Source organism: Spirillospora sp. CA-142024 (assembly GCF_050942325.1).
In the GTDB taxonomy this organism is placed as follows: Bacteria; Actinomycetota; Actinomycetes; order Streptosporangiales; family Streptosporangiaceae; genus Spirillospora.
This window is the reverse complement of sequence record NZ_CP192077.1, coordinates 5,442,647-5,458,001: the sequence shown is the minus strand read 5'-3', so window position 1 is coordinate 5,458,001 and position 15,355 is coordinate 5,442,647. Positions and strand designations below refer to the sequence as shown.

General features: G+C 70.5%; 15 protein-coding genes. 8 read left to right on the top strand and 7 right to left on the bottom strand.

What is annotated here, in order from left to right; translation table 11 throughout:
- The first annotated feature begins 1 nt into the window (after position 1).
- Positions 2 to 2,767 (top strand): hypothetical protein, encoded by a 2,766-nt coding sequence (locus ACQPZP_RS26205; RefSeq protein ID WP_433472370.1) that lies wholly within the window; start codon positions 2 to 4, stop codon positions 2,765 to 2,767.
- Positions 2,768 to 2,935: 168 nt separating this feature from the next.
- Here ACQPZP_RS26205 and ACQPZP_RS26200 read toward each other — a convergent pair whose 3' ends face one another.
- Positions 2,936 to 4,117: a CdaR family transcriptional regulator gene (locus tag ACQPZP_RS26200; RefSeq protein ID WP_433472369.1), complete on the bottom strand. Its 1,182-nt coding sequence runs from the start codon at positions 4,115 to 4,117 to the stop codon at positions 2,936 to 2,938.
- Between the two features lie 180 nt (positions 4,118 to 4,297).
- Here ACQPZP_RS26200 and ACQPZP_RS26195 point away from each other — a divergent pair, with 180 nt between their 5' ends.
- The 5 genes from ACQPZP_RS26195 to trpA all read left to right on the top strand — a co-directional run bounded on the left by ACQPZP_RS26195 (position 4,298) and on the right by trpA (position 9,211).
- A complete protein-coding gene (locus tag ACQPZP_RS26195) occupies positions 4,298 to 5,215 on the top strand; it encodes a substrate-binding periplasmic protein (protein ID WP_433472368.1) in 918 nt (305 codons plus the stop codon).
- Between the two features lie 34 nt (positions 5,216 to 5,249).
- Complete coding sequence (locus ACQPZP_RS26190; protein WP_433472367.1) at positions 5,250 to 5,966, top strand: amino acid ABC transporter permease; 717 nt, start codon at positions 5,250 to 5,252, stop codon at positions 5,964 to 5,966.
- The gene (locus ACQPZP_RS26185) at positions 5,963 to 6,760 is read left to right on the top strand and encodes an amino acid ABC transporter ATP-binding protein (protein WP_433472366.1); all 798 of its coding nucleotides are present in this window, start codon (positions 5,963 to 5,965) and stop codon (positions 6,758 to 6,760) included. Before ACQPZP_RS26190 ends, ACQPZP_RS26185 begins: the two co-directional genes overlap by 4 nt.
- Before the next feature lie 50 nt (positions 6,761 to 6,810).
- A complete protein-coding gene (locus tag ACQPZP_RS26180; protein ID WP_433472365.1) occupies positions 6,811 to 8,067 on the top strand; it encodes an NAD(P)/FAD-dependent oxidoreductase in 1,257 nt (418 codons plus the stop codon).
- A gap of 304 nt (positions 8,068 to 8,371) precedes the next feature.
- The gene (gene trpA / locus ACQPZP_RS26175) at positions 8,372 to 9,211 is read left to right on the top strand and encodes a tryptophan synthase subunit alpha (protein ID WP_433472364.1); all 840 of its coding nucleotides are present in this window, start codon (positions 8,372 to 8,374) and stop codon (positions 9,209 to 9,211) included.
- Between the two features lie 120 nt (positions 9,212 to 9,331).
- Here trpA and ACQPZP_RS26170 read toward each other — a convergent pair whose 3' ends face one another.
- The 3 genes from ACQPZP_RS26170 to ACQPZP_RS26160 form a co-directional block, all read right to left on the bottom strand.
- Positions 9,332 to 9,745: a carboxymuconolactone decarboxylase family protein gene (locus ACQPZP_RS26170; RefSeq protein WP_433472363.1), complete on the bottom strand. Its 414-nt coding sequence runs from the start codon at positions 9,743 to 9,745 to the stop codon at positions 9,332 to 9,334.
- 76 nt (positions 9,746 to 9,821) lie between these two features.
- Positions 9,822 to 9,959 (bottom strand): hypothetical protein, encoded by a 138-nt coding sequence (locus ACQPZP_RS26165; RefSeq protein ID WP_433461984.1) that lies wholly within the window; start codon positions 9,957 to 9,959, stop codon positions 9,822 to 9,824.
- On the bottom strand, positions 9,956 to 10,951 hold the full coding sequence (locus ACQPZP_RS26160; protein ID WP_433472362.1) for a hypothetical protein: 996 nt from the start codon (positions 10,949 to 10,951) through the stop codon (positions 9,956 to 9,958). Before ACQPZP_RS26160 ends, ACQPZP_RS26165 begins: the two co-directional genes overlap by 4 nt.
- An 18-nt stretch (positions 10,952 to 10,969) precedes the next feature.
- Here ACQPZP_RS26160 and ACQPZP_RS26155 point away from each other — a divergent pair, with 18 nt between their 5' ends.
- Entirely contained in the window at positions 10,970 to 11,317 is a 348-nt protein-coding gene (locus tag ACQPZP_RS26155) for a hypothetical protein (protein ID WP_433472361.1), read from the top strand.
- Positions 11,318 to 11,444: 127 nt separating this feature from the next.
- Here the strand turns inward: ACQPZP_RS26155 and ACQPZP_RS26150 are convergent, their stop codons facing one another.
- From ACQPZP_RS26150 to ACQPZP_RS26140, 3 genes are all read right to left on the bottom strand, one after another.
- A complete protein-coding gene (locus ACQPZP_RS26150; RefSeq protein WP_433472360.1) occupies positions 11,445 to 11,822 on the bottom strand; it encodes a DUF2255 family protein in 378 nt (125 codons plus the stop codon).
- An 85-nt stretch (positions 11,823 to 11,907) separates the two neighbouring features.
- Positions 11,908 to 12,882, bottom strand: coding sequence for an aldo/keto reductase (locus tag ACQPZP_RS26145; RefSeq protein WP_433472359.1), 975 nt, complete (start codon positions 12,880 to 12,882; stop codon positions 11,908 to 11,910).
- Between the two features lie 60 nt (positions 12,883 to 12,942).
- Positions 12,943 to 13,977 (bottom strand): alcohol dehydrogenase catalytic domain-containing protein, encoded by a 1,035-nt coding sequence (locus ACQPZP_RS26140; protein WP_433472358.1) that lies wholly within the window; start codon positions 13,975 to 13,977, stop codon positions 12,943 to 12,945.
- A gap of 190 nt (positions 13,978 to 14,167) precedes the next feature.
- Between ACQPZP_RS26140 and ACQPZP_RS26135 the strand changes: the two genes are divergently transcribed.
- Positions 14,168 to 15,073 carry a helix-turn-helix domain-containing protein gene (locus ACQPZP_RS26135; RefSeq protein WP_433472357.1) on the top strand — a complete coding sequence of 302 codons (906 nt, stop codon included), beginning with the start codon at positions 14,168 to 14,170 and terminating at the stop codon, positions 15,071 to 15,073.
- Positions 15,074 to 15,355 lie beyond the last annotated feature (282 nt).

Sequence of the window (15,355 nt, the reverse complement as noted above, 5' to 3'; positions counted from 1 at the left end):
AATGCATGTCACTCGCCAGCGCGTCGCGAAGGCCCGTACCGGGCTCTTCGGTCTGCGCACCGGCCGCCGGGTCCGCCTGGTGGCGGCCGGCACCGCGGCCGTCGCCATCACCAGCGGAGGCGTCGCCTACGCCTCCACCGACGTGTTCGGCCGCAACCGCGTCGGCTCCACCACCAAGGACGGCCTGCAACTCGCCGGCGACCAGATCATCAAGCCGATCGGTGACCGCCTTCTCGTCGACAACGGCAAGCTGCTCGCCTCGACGGTCAGCCCGGACGGCCGCTACCTCGCGGGGCTCACCAACGACCGGTCGATCGCCCTGACCATCGTCGACCTGAAGACCTACAAGGTGCTGCAGCAGGCCGGGACCGACAAGTCCGCCGGTGTGCGCATCGCCAGCGACAACGTCGGGCAGGAAGGGCCGGCCTACTCGCCGGACGGCAAGACCCTGTGGCTGCCGCAGATCGACGGCTTCAACCGCTTCCCCGTGAACGCCGACGGCACCCTCGGCACCCCGGCGTTCGTCAAGATCGCCGCGCAGGGCGCGCAGAAGGCGCTGCCGGCGCAGGCGGTCTTCTCCGCGGACGGCAAGACCCTCTTCGCCGCCGTCAACGGCCAGAACCGCGTCGTGGCCATGGACGCCGCGACCGGTGCGGTCCAGCGAAGCTGGACCGTGGGCACCGCCCCGCGCGGACTGGCGCTGGTCGGCGGCAAGCTCTACGTCAGCAACGAGGGCGGCCGCCCGGCCAAGTCCGGCGAGCCGACGATGAACTCCTACGGCACCCAGGTCCCGGCCGACCCGGTCACGGGCGCGACGACCACCGGGACCGTCAGCGTGATCAACGTCGCCGACCCGGACGCTTCGGTCACCTCCATCAAGGTCGGCCTGCACCCGACCGCGATGCATGCCGCCCGCGGCGCGCTCTTCGTCACCGACACGTTCGACGACCAGGTCTCGGTCATCGACACGTCCAAGGACAAGGTCGTCCAGACGATCGCCACCCGGCCCTGGCCGCAGTCCGACGTCGGCTACGCCCCGAACGGTGTGACCCTGACCAAGGACGGCCACCTGCTGGTCACCCTCGGCCGGGCGAACGCGGTCGCCGTCTACCGCTACACCGGACCGCAGGCGCCGGTCGGCTACGTCGGCCTGCTCCCGACGGACTACTACCCGGAGGAGGTCACGACCGTCGGCGACGAGGTGGTCGTCACCAACACCCGCGGCATCGGCGAGCGCGGCCCGACACGCACGATCGACAAGGGGACCGGCACCACACCGGCCACCGGCCACAACACCCACGACTCGACAGGCACGCTGCTCCGGTTCAAGCTGCCGGACGACTCGGTGATCGCCAAGTCCACGGCCACGGTCTTCGCGCAGAACGGCTGGGGCAAGAACGACGTCAAGCGAGCCGAGGGCAAGTCCCCGCACGCCGTGCCGATCCCGAAGCGCCTGGGTGACCCGTCCACCATCAAGCACGTCTTCCTGGTGGTCAAGGAGAACCGCACCTACGACCAGCTCTTCGGCGACGACCCGCGCGGCAACGGCGACCCGGCACTGGCGCAGTTCGGCAAGAAGGTCACCCCGAACCAGCACGCTCTCGTTCGCCAGTTCGGCCTTTACGACAACACCTACGCCATCGGCACCAACTCCGCCGAGGGGCACAACTGGCTGATGCAGGCCGACAACCCGGAGTACACCGAGTCCGGCGCCGGCCTGTACCAGCGCAGCTATGACACCGAGGACGACGCACTGGGGCACCAGCGCTCCGGTTTCCTGTGGACCGGTGCCCGGGCCGCCGGCAGGTCGGCCCTCAACTTCGGGGAGTTCACCCAGTTCCTGACCAAACCCGCCGGCGCGACCTGGCAGAGTTTCTACTGCGACGCGCGGAACATGGCCGTGACCGGCCAGAACACCACCCTGAAGACCGACACCCAGTCGCCGATCCCGTCGCTCAACGACATCACGGTGCACGACTACCCGAAGTACGACACCAACATCCCCGACATCTACCGGTACGAGATCTGGAAGCGTCACTTCCAGGCCAACGGCCCGGCCGACCTCAACATGTTCTGGCTCTCCAGCGACCACACCGGCGGGGCGCCGAACTCGGTCGCCCAGGTCGCCGACAACGACCTGGCCGTCGGCAGGATCGTCGAGACCATCTCGCACAGCAAGTGGTGGAAGGACTCCGCCATCTTCGTGATCCAGGACGACACCCAGAACGGCGTCGACCACGTCGACGGCGCACGCGGTCCGGTGCAGATCATCAGCCCGTGGGCCGGGCACGGCACCGTGGACAGCCACTACTACACGCAGATCACCATGATCCGCACCATCGAGCAGATCCTCGGGATCCGGCCGATGAACCAGAAGGACAGCGCCGCCACCCCCATGAGCCGGGCCTTCACCACCAAGCCCGACTTCAGGCCGTTCAAGGCGCTGCCCAACCAGGTCCCGCTCACCGACGGCCTGGCCACCCCGCCGGCCTGCGGCAACGACACCCCGGCGGGAGCCACGCGGACCGCGGCGTCGACCGTGCCCGCCGGCAGACAGCAGATCGCCGATGCCTGGACCGCCTGGCTGAAGAAGCAGAACCAGAACGGGTCGACCACGGTTCCGGACCGCGCCAACCCCGCGCTCATGGACCACTTCACCTGGTACCAGTCGCACAACTGGTCCACGCCCTACCCGGGTGAGCAGAAGATCCTCACCCCGGACGAGGTGCCCGGCCGCTACCTGCCGTCGCCGGAGACCGACGGCTGACCGACCCAGTGCATGGCCCGCCGGGACCCCGGCGGGCCATGTACTGCGAGGTGGCGACGTGGACGCCGCCGACGCACCGTCCGCCGGACACGGCGACCGCACATGCCCACCCCATCGAGGGTGGCCAACGTGGTCGCACCACGAACGGTGTCGAGGACTCCGTCGGGGTCAGGGGCCGGCCTCCATCTGGTCGGCTATGCAGGCCAGGTAGAGGGCCAGTTCGGCCCGGCGGTCGCGGGGGGAGTGGCCGGACAGCTCGGCTATTTTGTGCAACCGGTAGATCAGGGTGTTGCGGTGGATGTTGAGCGTGTCCGCTGTGCGCACCAGGCTGAACCCGCTCTCGCACCAGGCCGTGATCGTGCGGCGGAGCACCGGCCAGTCCGGACGGGAGCGCAGGTCCGGGAGCAGGGACTCGGTGAACCGTGCCCTGGCGCGCGGGGCGACCGCGGCGATCAGCCGGTGGATCCGCAGATCCTCGATCAGATGGACGTCGGTCCCCGGCTGCGCGAGCGGACCGAAGCGGAGCGCGGCCGTGGCGTCGTCGTAGGAGTCGCGCAGCTCGGCGACCGAGGACGCGGCCGTGCCGACCCCGATCCGCACGGGGGCCGACAGTCTGCGGGACAGTTCGTCCGCGATCGTCCGGCAGGCGGGGAGCAGGCCGCGGACCGGCCGGTCCCGGGTCTGGTGGAACACGGCCAGGCGGCCCGGCGCCACCGCCGCGACCAGATCCCGCGAGTCGGTGAACGTCTCGCGGATCACGCGCAGCGGCACCGCGCGCAGCATGTCGTCGACCCGGTGCCCGGAGCCGATGTCGGCGAGGACCGCGACGCGCGCCGAGCACAGGTCGTAGCCGAGCTCGGCGGCACGGGCGACGAGGTCCGCGGCGGCCACGACGTCCGGGTCGAAGTGCGCGATCTCGCGGAGCAGGTCCTCGACCGCGCGCTCCCGCAGCAGGCGGAACCGCAGGAGCAGCGACTCCTGGAGGAGGATCTCGGTCTGCCGCTTGACGACCTGGCCGAACCGCTTGACCTGGGCCGGTGACCCGGTGATGCCGACGGTCCCGACGGCGTCGCCGTCGATGACGATCGGGAGGGTGACGCCGGGCCGCACCCCGCGGAGCAGGCGGGCCTGCCCCGCCGAATGCGCGGCCGCCTGCTGTGTACGCATGACCTGCACCGACGCCTCGTGGAACGAGCCGATCCGGCTGGTGTCCCCGCTGCCGATGACCATGCCGTCCCGGTCGGTGATCAGGACGTTGTAGCCGATGATCGTGCTGGTGTCGCCCGCGATGCCCTGAGCCAGCGCCGAGGTGAGGACGGCGGGCCCTGGAGCGCCGTCTTCGTCGGCCATGGCGCCTCCCGTGCGTCGCGGCGATCGTGCGGGCTGTACGGATCGTACGGCGAAACCGCAGGAAGAATCAGCTAAGTTCGGGCGATTCGTCCAATGACTCGGTGCCGCACCGCTCCTTACCGTGAACGGCAATCGACGAGGCGGGTTCGGGGCGCGAGCAGGAGAAGAGGCCGAGATCCGATGGTGTGGAGAAATCGCCGGACGGCGGCGGCGGGCGCGGCACTGGCCGTGCTGGCGTCCGCCGCGTGCGGAGCAGGAGACGACGGAGCATCGGCGGACGCCGCCAATGCCTACAACACCCTCAAGCCCGGTGAGTTGACGGTGGCGGTCCAGCCCTACATGCCGTACACGGCCACCAGGGGCGACAAGCTCGTCGGGATAGACAGCGAGATCCTCCAGCACGTGGCGGCCAAGCTGAAGCTGAAGTTGAAGCCGCGGGTCACCGACTTCACCGGGATGCTCGGCAGCGTCCAGTCGCGACGCGCCGACATCACCATCGGCGGCATCGCGTGGACCAAGGAACGGCAGGCCCAGGGGCTGTTCACCGATCCGCCGTACTATTCACCCCCCGCGATGGCGGTGCGGGGGAACGCGCAGTACCCGACGGTCGAGAATCTCAAGGGGCTGTCGATGGGCACGGTCACCGGGTACGTGTGGGTCAAGTCGATCCAGGCCGTCCCCGGGGCCAAGCTCCACACGTACCCGAACGCCAACGGCGTCTTCAACGACCTGGGCGCGGGCCGCATCTCCGTCGGCTTCCTCGATCCGCTGCTGATCATCTACACGCAGCAGAAGCGGCCGGACCTGAAGTTCACCACGCGGTACCTGACGCCGCCGACGGACGCGCAGGTCAAGCAGAACGCCGCCTTGGAGTACCTGCGCCCGTACATGACGAGCTTCTACATCCCCAAGCAGGAACCGAAGCTCGAACAGGCCGTCTCCGCGGGCATCCGGGAGATGTACGCCGACGGGTCGATGGCCGCGCTGGTCAAGAAGTACGGCGGCGATCCGGAGCAGTTCCTCAAGGCGTCGCCGTGGATGGCGGCCGAGCGTCAGGGCGTCGACCGGCCCGCCGGCTGGCGTCCGCCCTCGCTGTGATCTGGACACCACACCGACGAAACGGAAGTCCGACATGTTCCAGGTCCCATGGTCCGACTACTCCGACCCCCTCTGGCAAGGGCTGCTCCGCACGCTGGAGTACACCGTGCTCGGATTCGCGGGGGCGGCCGCGCTCGGGCTGGTACTGGCCCTGATGCGGCTGAACCGCCTGCGGATCGTCCGCCTCCTTTCCGCCCTCTACACCGAGATCTTCAAGAACGTCCCACTGCTGGCGATCATCTTCATCACCTACTTCGGGCTCACCTCGGTCGGGCTGAAGCTGAGCACGCTGCAGGCGGGCGCGCTGAGCCTGGTGGTCTTCTATGCCGCCTACCTCTCGGAGATCTTCCGGGCCGCCCTGGCCGGGGTGCACGACGGGCAGCGGGAGAGCGCCCACGCCCTCGGCATGAACGGCCTCGGCACGCTCGTCCACGTGGTGTTCCCGCAGGCCCTGCGGCTGGCGCTGCCGGGCACGAACACCTTCCTGGTCGACCTGCTCAAGTCGACCTCACTGCTGGTGACGATCTCGGCGGCGGAGCTGATGACACAGGCTCAGCTGATCACCTCTGACACGTTCCGTGCACTCGAGGTGTACATGGTGATCGCCGCCGTCTACTTCGCGCTGTGCTATCCGCTGTCCCAGGCGCTGCTGTGGCTGGAACGCCGGGTGCGCGCCGGCGCCCCCATGACCCTTGGCCGGCGGCGCCGGCTGCGCAAGGCCCGCGCCCTGCTCGCATCGGAGAACTCATGACGAAGCTGGAGAAGTCGCGGGAGGCGGCGGTGCCGGACACGGGCCGGGCGGTGGTGCACGTCGCCGGGCTGTCCAAGTCGTTCGACGGGCGGCTGGTGCTGGACGGGGTGGACCTGGAGGTCCTGCCCGGCGACATCGTCAGCGTCCTGGGCAGCAGCGGGGGCGGCAAGAGCACGCTGCTGCGCTGCATCAACCTGCTCGAACGACCCGACCAGGGGACGATCGAGGTCGCCGGACAGCCCGTCTTCGCCCGCGGCAGGGGCGTCTACGCGGATCTCGCGCAGCTGCGCCGCCGTGTCGGGATGGTCTTCCAGCGCTTCCACCTGTTCCCCCATCTGACCGCGATCGAGAACGTCGTGCTCGCGCAGATGAAGTCGGCCGGCGTCGGCGAGGATGAGGCCCTGGAGACAGCCGTGCGGCTGTTGCGCCGCGTCGGGGTCGGGCATCGGGCGCTGGCCTTCCCCGAACAGATGTCGGGCGGTGAACAGCAGCGGGTGGCGATCGCCCGCGCGCTCGCGCTGCGGCCGTCGGTGCTGCTGTTCGACGAGCCCACCTCGGCGCTGGACCCCGAGTCGACGCGGGAGGTGCTGAAGGTGATCCGTGGCCTGGCCGAGGAGGGGATGACGATGGTGATCGTCACGCACGAGGTCCCGTTCGCCCGGGACGTCTCCGACCGTGTCACCTTCATCGACGGCGGGCGGGTCATCGAGGAGGGCCCTCCCGAACAGGTCCTGGACGAGCCGCAGCAGGCGCGGACCCGGGCGTTCCTCTCCGCGAGCGGAACGGGGCGGTGACGGGGTTGTCGACGGGCGGCGGGGGCCACGGGGCCGGTACGGCCCCGGTAGTGGTCATCGGCGGGGGTGCGATCGGCCTGTGCGTCGCGTTCCACCTGCGTCGCAGGGGCGTACAGGTGCACGTCGTCGAACGCGGACCCGTCGGCGGGGGATCCTCGCGGGGCAACGCCGGCTGGGTGTGCCTGAGCCACTCGGCCCCGGTGCCCGCGCCGGGGGTGACGTGGTACGCGGCTCGCTCCATCGGCCGCCCCGACTCGCCGCTGTACCTGCGGCCGCAGCCGACCCCGTCGTTCCTGCGCTGGCTGGTGCTGTTCCAGCGCGCCTGCGCCCGTTCCACCTTCGACCGCGGGTACGAGGCGGTCGCCCGATTCGCGCAGGCGACGTTCGACCGGTTCGCGGAGCTCGCCGACGCCGAGGTCGTCACCACACTGACGCGTCCGGGTCTGCTCCATGCCTTCCTCTCGGCCGACGAGGCCCGCAAGGTGCTCGCCACGCAGCGCGCCATGGCCTGGACGGGGTACGAGATTCCGGGCGGGCTGTTGACCGGCGCGGAGCTGGCCGAACTCGATCCGGCGGTGGGCGGCACGGTCAGCGCGGGCTATCTCGTGGAGGGCGAAGGCGTCGTCGACCCGGCCGCGTTCGTCGACTCGCTGGCGCTGCGGCTCCGCAAGGAGGGCGTCGCGATCTCCGAGCACGCCACCGTGCACGGGTTCCTGCGCCGCAACGGACGTGTCGAGGCGGTCCGCACGGCCGAGGGTGACATCGAGTGCTCCTCGGTGGTGGTCGCCGCCGGGATGTGGTCCGCCGAGCTGCTGAGCGCGCTCGATCCCCGCCTGCGGCTGCCGCTGCAGGCGGGGAAGGGCTACAGCTTCTCCGTCGAACTGGACCCTGCCCCCGCGCACCCGATGTACCTCGGCGACAAGCACGTCGCGGTGTCTCCCATCGGCGGCAGGACCCGGATCGCCGGAACCATGGAGCTGAGCGGCAACAACCGGCGGCTCGACTGGCGCCGCGTCGTGGCGATCGCGCGCGCCAGCCGCGACTACCTCGGGCCCTGGTACGACTCGTCCGACGAACTGATGGGGCTCATCCACGATCCCTGGGTCGGCGGGCGTCCCATGCTGCCCGACGGCCTGCCCGTGCTCGACCGCGTCCCCGGCATGGCCAACGCCTATGTCGCCACCGGGCACGGGATGCTCGGGATCACGCTCGCGCCGGTGACGGGCAGCGCCATGGCGGAGTACGTCACCGAAGGCCGCCGCCCGGCCAGGCTCGCCCCCTTCCGCGCCGACCGGTTCGGCCTGTAGAACCCGAAAACCCGGGTTGGGGCACATCCCGCCCCGTCTCACGTCACGACGCCACGCTCTTCACCTGCGGAAACTCGTAAACCACCCCCCGTAGACGCCGCCCTCTGAGACGGCGGCAGACCGGTCTTGTGCGGGTGCTCGGAACCCGGCGGACCCATCCCGGTGACCACGAGTCGGAGGTGAAAGTTCACCGAACGCAACAATTGTTAATGCGGAACCCCTTCCGGAAGCGGTTCGGACCCCGCAGTATGTCCAAGATCGACTACTGGTGGGGCCGCGAGCCCGGCGCAGGAGGGGATGGCGGATGAACGAGCAGGACGGTCGCGCACGGCTGGAGGGCGTTCTCGCCGCAAACCGGGAGCGGGGCCGGCCGGCGCTGATCGGCTATCTGCCGATCGGCTATCCCAGCGTGCCGGCCTCGATCGAGGCCATGCTCACCATGGTCGGGGCCGGTGTGGACATCGTCGAGATCGGCCTCCCCCACCATGATCCGATCATGGACGGCCCTGTGATCAGGCAGGCCACCGAGAGCGCGCTGCGGGGCGGGACCCGGATCGCCGACCTGTTCACCGCCGTGAAGGCCCTCGCCTCGGCGGAAGTCCCCGTGGTCTGCATGACGTACTGGAACCCCGTGGAGCGGTATGGGGCCGAGCGGTTCGCGCGCGATCTCGCCGTCGCGGGAGGCTGCGGGGTGATCGTCCCGGATCTGCCAAGCGGCAAGGCGGCGGAATGGACGGCGAGCACCGACGCGCACGGGCTCGCCCGGATCCTCGTCGTCCCCCCGGACGCTTCCGACGAGCGGATCTCCCGTATCGCCTCGGCCTGCACCGGCTTCGTCTACGCGGCGGGCCGTCTCGGTCTCACCGGCTCCGGCGAGGTGGACATCGCCCAGGCGAAGAACCTCGTCAACCGGGTGCGCCGGGTCACGACCACCTCCGTCTGCGTGGGCTTCGGCATCTCCACCCCCGCCCACGCCGCCGGAGTCGCGCCCCTGGCCGACGGCGTCATCGTCGGCACCGCCCTCGTCGAGTGCCTCGCCGCCTCGTCGCTCGACGCCGGGCTCACCCGCCTCACCACCCTGATCGAATCCCTCGCCGCCTCCCTCCAGACCCCGGCACTCACCCCCCGGGCCACCGCCTGCTGACTCCTCCGGGCACGAAGACCCGGGTTCGGCACGGCCGAGAGCCCACGGGCACTGCACCAGGCGGGCGTCCGGACATATGTGCCGTTGCGGTCACGTCGTACAGGTGCCACCGGGCAGTTCTCAGTTCTTGTGAGGCGAGTCCGCTTCGTTGTGTTCGGCGAAGACCTCGCGTGCCACGGCGTAGCTGTCGAACGCGCGAGCCACGCCCGCGTAGACGGCCATCTGGATGAAGGCTTCGACGATCTCCTCTTTGGTCACGCCGTTGTGCAGAGCGATGCGCAGCTGGCCCCGGAGCGGCTCGAGGATGCCCAGGCTCGCCGTGATGGTGACCGAGATGAGGGCGCGGGTGCGGAGGTCGAGGTGCTCGCTGCGAGTCCATGCGTCATTGAAGGCGTGTTCGGTCGCGATCCGGGTGAAGTCGTAGGCGTTGGCGGGTTCCGTCGGCCTTGGATCGACATACGGCGCCAGGCTGAAACCAAGGACCTTCTCGGCGTTGTTCAGAGCGCGCGTGTAATCAGCGTTGTGTTCTGTCATGCCGCCATTCTGCGCGCCGCCGACCCAAGCCTGTCGGACCGTCACGTCGGACGCAGCGGATCATGCAAGTCCATCCTCAGCGGCGCCGGTTCCGGAGGATGAGGACGACGGCCGTGCCCAGGGCCACGAGGGCTGCCGCTCCGGCGACGAGGATGAGCCACTGCGGCGAGCCGCCGGGCTGCTCGCGTTGCACGTCCGCCAGGACTGTGATCACGTCTGCTCCTTCGTCGGGCCGCCGCCCGCCAGCAGGGCCAGCAGGACGGGGAACTCCAGATACGCGTGGTAGCTCGCGACGGCGCCATAGAGGGTCTTGCCGCCCGCGTAGTCGGACGCGAACAGCACCGCCAGCAGCGCCGCGCCCGCCGCGCCGAGCAGCCAGGCGCGGCGGCCCCGCAGCGCCCCGGCCCGCCTCTCGAAACACTCCGTGGCCGCACGCGCGTGGCGTGGCATGAACCACACCCAGACCACGTAGTGCATCGTCTGCAGGAACGCGAAGACCACCAGCAGGCGCAGAGCCAGCGCGGTGTCGAGCCAGGCGGGCGGGGCGTAGGCCGACAGCAGACGCTCGCCACCGCCCGCGAAGGCGGCCACCGCGCCGTCGCGGTCGCCGCCGATCCACGGGTCGAACGTCCCGGCCAGGATCAGCGCGGGGACCAGCAGCACCCACGCCAGTTGCGTCGCGCGGAACGCGGCCCGCCCCCGCTCCAGGTCGCGGGCCCACTCCCACAGGAAGAACAGCGGCACCAGGTTGTGCAGATGCGCCAGGAACACGAAATGGTAGGCGGGGAACGTCAGGGAGCCCACAGCGGCACATCCCAGGGCCGCCAGTGCCGCCGCCCGCGGCAGCGGGCGGCGCAGCCCCCACCAGCAGCCCACGGCCAGGACGAGATAGCCGAGCAGGATCTCGGCCGGGGCCGACCACGACAGCATCGGCACCAGGCGGCACAGCATGATGCCGGTGATCAGGACGAGCAGCAGCCCCAGGAACCGCCCGGTGAGGATCGCGCCGAACCGGCCCGACACGTAGCGCAACTCCAGCACGTTGTGCAGAATGCCGAACATGGCCAGGCCGACGACCGTCACCGTGGCGGGCAGCCGCAGCGCCGTCACCAGCGCAACGGTCGCCACGACACCGAAGACCGCGACGAGCGTGCCCGGCGTCGCGTGGGGCACCGGCCGCGCCGACGGCAGCGCCTCGGTTGCCATGGCCGCCTCCTCCGCCCCATGACCGGCTATCCGGCCGCGCTCACCCTGACCCTCGCGGTCGAACTGCCGATCTACCTGGCCGCCCTGCGCGTCATGCGGGCGGCGCGGGCCCCGGTGGTGTTCGCGCTCGCCACCGGGGTCAACCTGGTCACCCATCCGCTCGTCTGGTGGACGCTGGGCGTGGCAGCCGAGTTCTGGGAAGGATACGAGATCGTTCTGCTTCCCGTCGAGATCGCCGCCTGGCTCGTCGAGGCCGCCCTGCTGGGGGCGCTGCTGGGCGGGCCGCGGCGGCCGCTGCTGCACGCGGCCCTGGCCGCCAACGCCGCCTCGTTCCTGGCCGGTCTGGTCGCGGCGGGCCTGACATAAGGCCCGCCGTTCAGCCCAGGCTCAAGCCGCGGTTGCCGGCGCAGGTGGAGGCCCAACCTACTCGTACGCCGGCGAGGCGAGGCTCTGGTTCGAGGTCCAGGCGGATACCGGCAATGAGACGGGCGGCTCAGCGGGGCTGGAGTTTGAGGGTGGCGCCGCGGGCCTGGTCGTTGGTGACGTGGCCGACGATGCTGTCGGCGTAGGAGGCGTACTTGCTCCGGTAGGCCTGATCGAGGGCGGCGTTGAGAGCGGGATCGCCGTCGGCGTCGACGAAGGTGACGTCCTTGGTGACGCCCCCGGAGGCGATCTGGCCCTGACGGCGGGAGCGGGTGCCCTGGTACCAGCCGCTGCGCCCCTTGACGGGCCGGACGTACAGGTCGTCGCCGTTGCGGACGACCCACATGGTGACGGGGTCGCGCAGGCTGCCGTCGGCACGCATCGACCGCAGTCGGAGTTCGTCGGTGCGGTCGATGACGGACAACTCGTCGATGCTCCAGCCGGCCATGGTCCTGCCTTCCGTGATCCCGTAGTCGAGGCGTTCTGGTCCCTGCCCTACCGCCGGAGCTACCCGCGGTAGGGCAAAGGCCGGGTCACAGCCCGATCATCTTCATCTGGGCTTCGTTGTGGTGGTCTCCGGCGGCCTCAGCGAGGGCGTCGAGGCGGGCGGTCTGCTCGGTGGTGAGGACGAGGGCGTCCGCGGCCGTGTTCTCCTCCAGCCGGACGACGCGCTTGGTGCCGGGGATGGGGACGATGTCGTCGCCGCGGGTCAGCAGCCAGGCGAGCGCGACCTGGGCGGGAGTGGCTCCGGCGTCGGCGGCGATCTGCTTGACCTGGTGGGCGAGCTGGAGGTTGTGGTCGAAGTTCGCGCCGGTGAATCGCGGGTTGGAGGCGCGGAAGTCGGTGGACTCGAATCGGGTGTCGGCGGTGATCGCGCCGGTGAGCCAACCGCGGCCGAGCGGGGAGTAGGCGACCAGGCCGATGCCGAGTTCCCGCAGGACGGGCAGGATCTCCGGCTCGGGGTCGCGGGTCCACAGCGAGTACTCGGTCTGGAACGCGGTGATCGGATGGACGGCGTGGGCCCGGCGGATCGTGGCGGCCCCGGCCTCCGACAGCCCGATATGGGCGATCTTGCCTTCGGTGACGAGGTCGGAGAGAGCGCCGACGGTGTCCTCGATCGGGGTCTGCGGGTCGACGCGGTGCTGGTAGTACAGGTCGATGTGGTCGATGTCCAGGCGGCGCAGCGATCCTTCGACGGCCTTGCGGACGTTGGCGGGACTGCTGTCGAGGCCGTCGCGGCCGGTGTGGGAGATCATGCCGAACTTGGTGGCGACCACGACCCGGTCGCGGTGGCCGCCCTTGAGCGCCTGCCCGAGGAGTTCCTCGTTGGTGTACGGGCCGTACACCTCGGCGGTGTCGATCATCGTGACGCCGAGGTCGAGGGCCCGGTGGATCGTGCGGATCGATTCGGCGTCGTCGCTGCCCGCGCCGCCGTAGGCGAAGGACATGCCCATCATGCCCAGGCCGATCCGGCCGACGGTGAGGCCGCCGAGCGTCACATGCTTCATGATCTTCTCCCTTGTCGTGCGGGACGGCGGGAGCCGGTCCCGGGGTGGTGCGAGGCCGGGTCAGAGGCGGATGAGAACCTTGAGGGCCTCACGGTCGTCCATCGCGCGATAGCCGTCCGGGGTCTGTTCCAGGCCGATGGCGCGGTCGAAGACCTTGCCGGGCTGCACGGTGCCGTCCAGGACGGCCGGCATGAGCTGCTCGATGTAGGCGCGCGCCGGGGCGGGGCCGCCGGTCAGGGTGATGTTCGGGCCGAACAGGCTCGTGAAGCCGACCGGGGCGGTGTCGTACTGCGGCACCCCGACCCGCGAGACCACCCCGCCGGGTCGGACCACGCCGATCGCCTGCTCGTAAGCGGGCAGATGGCCGACGGCTTCCAACACCTTGCGGGCGCCGCGGCCGCCGGTCAGCTCACGGACCTTGGCGATGCCTTCCTCGCCCCGCTCGGCCACCACGTCCGTGGCGCCGAACTCGCGACCCAGGTCGGTGCGGTCCTTGTGCCGTCCCATCAGGATGATCTGCTCGGCGCCGAGGCGGCTGGCCGACAGGACGGCCATCAGACCGACGGCTCCGTCGCCGACCACCACCACCGCGTCGCCGGGGCCCACGTTCGCGCACTTGGCGGCGTGGAAGCCGGTCCCGTAGACGTCCGACAAGGTCAGCAGCCCAGGCAGCAGGTCGGAGTCCTCGCCGACGGGAGCCTTCACCAGGGTCCCGTCCGCGAGCGGCACCCGGACCGCCTCGGCCTGGCCGCCGCCGATCCCGTCCCTGGCCCAGAAACCGCCGTGCAGACAGGAGGTCTGCAGCCCCTCGCGGCAGAACTCACATGTGCCGTCCGACCAGGCGAACGGCGCGATCACCAGGTCGCCCCGCTTCACGGTCGAGACCTGCGACCCGGTCTCCTCGACCACGCCGATGAACTCGTGACCCATCGGCCTGGTCTCACCGGCCGGCATCGAATGGTAGGGATGCAGGTCCGAGCCGCAGATGCATGAAGTCACCACGCGCACCAGGGCGTCGGTCGGCTGCCGGAGCACCGGGTCCGGCACCGTCTCGACACGGACGTCCCCGGCCCCGTACATGAACGTCGCTCGCATACGGCGAATCTCCTTCGGAAATGCGTATTGCTGGTCACAGCCCTGTCCGGCCGATCGCCGGCCGAACGGGCGGAACCGTCAAGGCGGCCCGACTCCAGGTAACGCCTCTCCGCCGCGCGGCGGCAGTGACTGTCGTTCCAGGTAATGCCAGTACCTGCTTCCCGGATACGGCCTCGCATACCGTGAGGGCATGGACGACCGCACCGAGATCAAGGAGTTCCTGACCTCCCGGCGCGCCCGCATCACTCCCGAGCAGGCCGGGCTGCCCGCCTACGGCGGCAACCGGCGCGTCAAAGGCCTGCGCCGTGAAGAGGTCGCCATGCTGGCCGGGGTCTCGGTCGACTACTACGTCCGCCTGGAACGCGGCCACCTGTCCGGCGCGTCCGACAGCGTCCTGGACAACCTCGCCCGCGCCCTCCACCTCGATGACGCCGAACGCGAGCACCTGTTCGACCTCGCCCGGCGGAACGCAGGGCACGCCCCGACCGCACGCCGTCGTACGCCGAACAAACCGGTACGGCCCGTGCTGCAGCACATGCTGGACGCGATCACCGACGCCCCGGCATGGATCCGCAACGACCGTCACGACGTCCTGGCCACCAACCGGCTGGCCGCGGCGCTGTACGCCCCCGTCCTGGCACAGCGGACGGATCCGCGCCGCCCGGCCAACACCGCCCGGTTCATCTACCTCGACCCCGCGGCCCCCGAGTTCTTCACCGACTGGGACAAGGCCGCCGACGACATCGCCGCGATGCTCCGCGCCGAGGCCGGCCGCAACCCCTGCGACAAGAACCTGACCGAGCTCATCGGAGAGCTGTCCACCCGCAGCGAGACCTTCCGGCAGCGGTGGGCCAACCACAACGTCCGCTACCACCGCACCGGCATCAAGAAGCTCCACCACCCAGCCGTCGGCGACCTGGAGCTCAACTTCGAGGCCATGACTCTCGCCTCCGACCCCGGCCTCACCCTCCTGATGTACACCGCACCGCCCGGCACCCCCAGCGCCGACGGCCTTCACCTCCTGGCCACCTTGGCCGCCACCGACGAACAGCAGTCCGGCGCCGCACAGCGCGAGGACCGGCGGCCCGGCTCCTGACCGGCTACGGACAGGTGCCGCCTGGACGTCGATGCCGTCCGAGATCTGTGGACGAGCGCGGCCAGGCCGCCGCACGAGTGCCCCGCACGCACGACCGCGGGCTGGTCGGCGGGACGGAGCGGAGTGCCCAACGCCACGCCCAGCCACATGCCGCTGCACGGAGTGCTGGCGAGCGGCGCCACCGCCGTGGCACCCGCGCTGAGCCGTGCATGTCGACTCGCGGCCCGCAGCCCCATGTCGCTGGACCGGGCGTCTCGACAACTCGTCTGCCCTGCCCAGCAG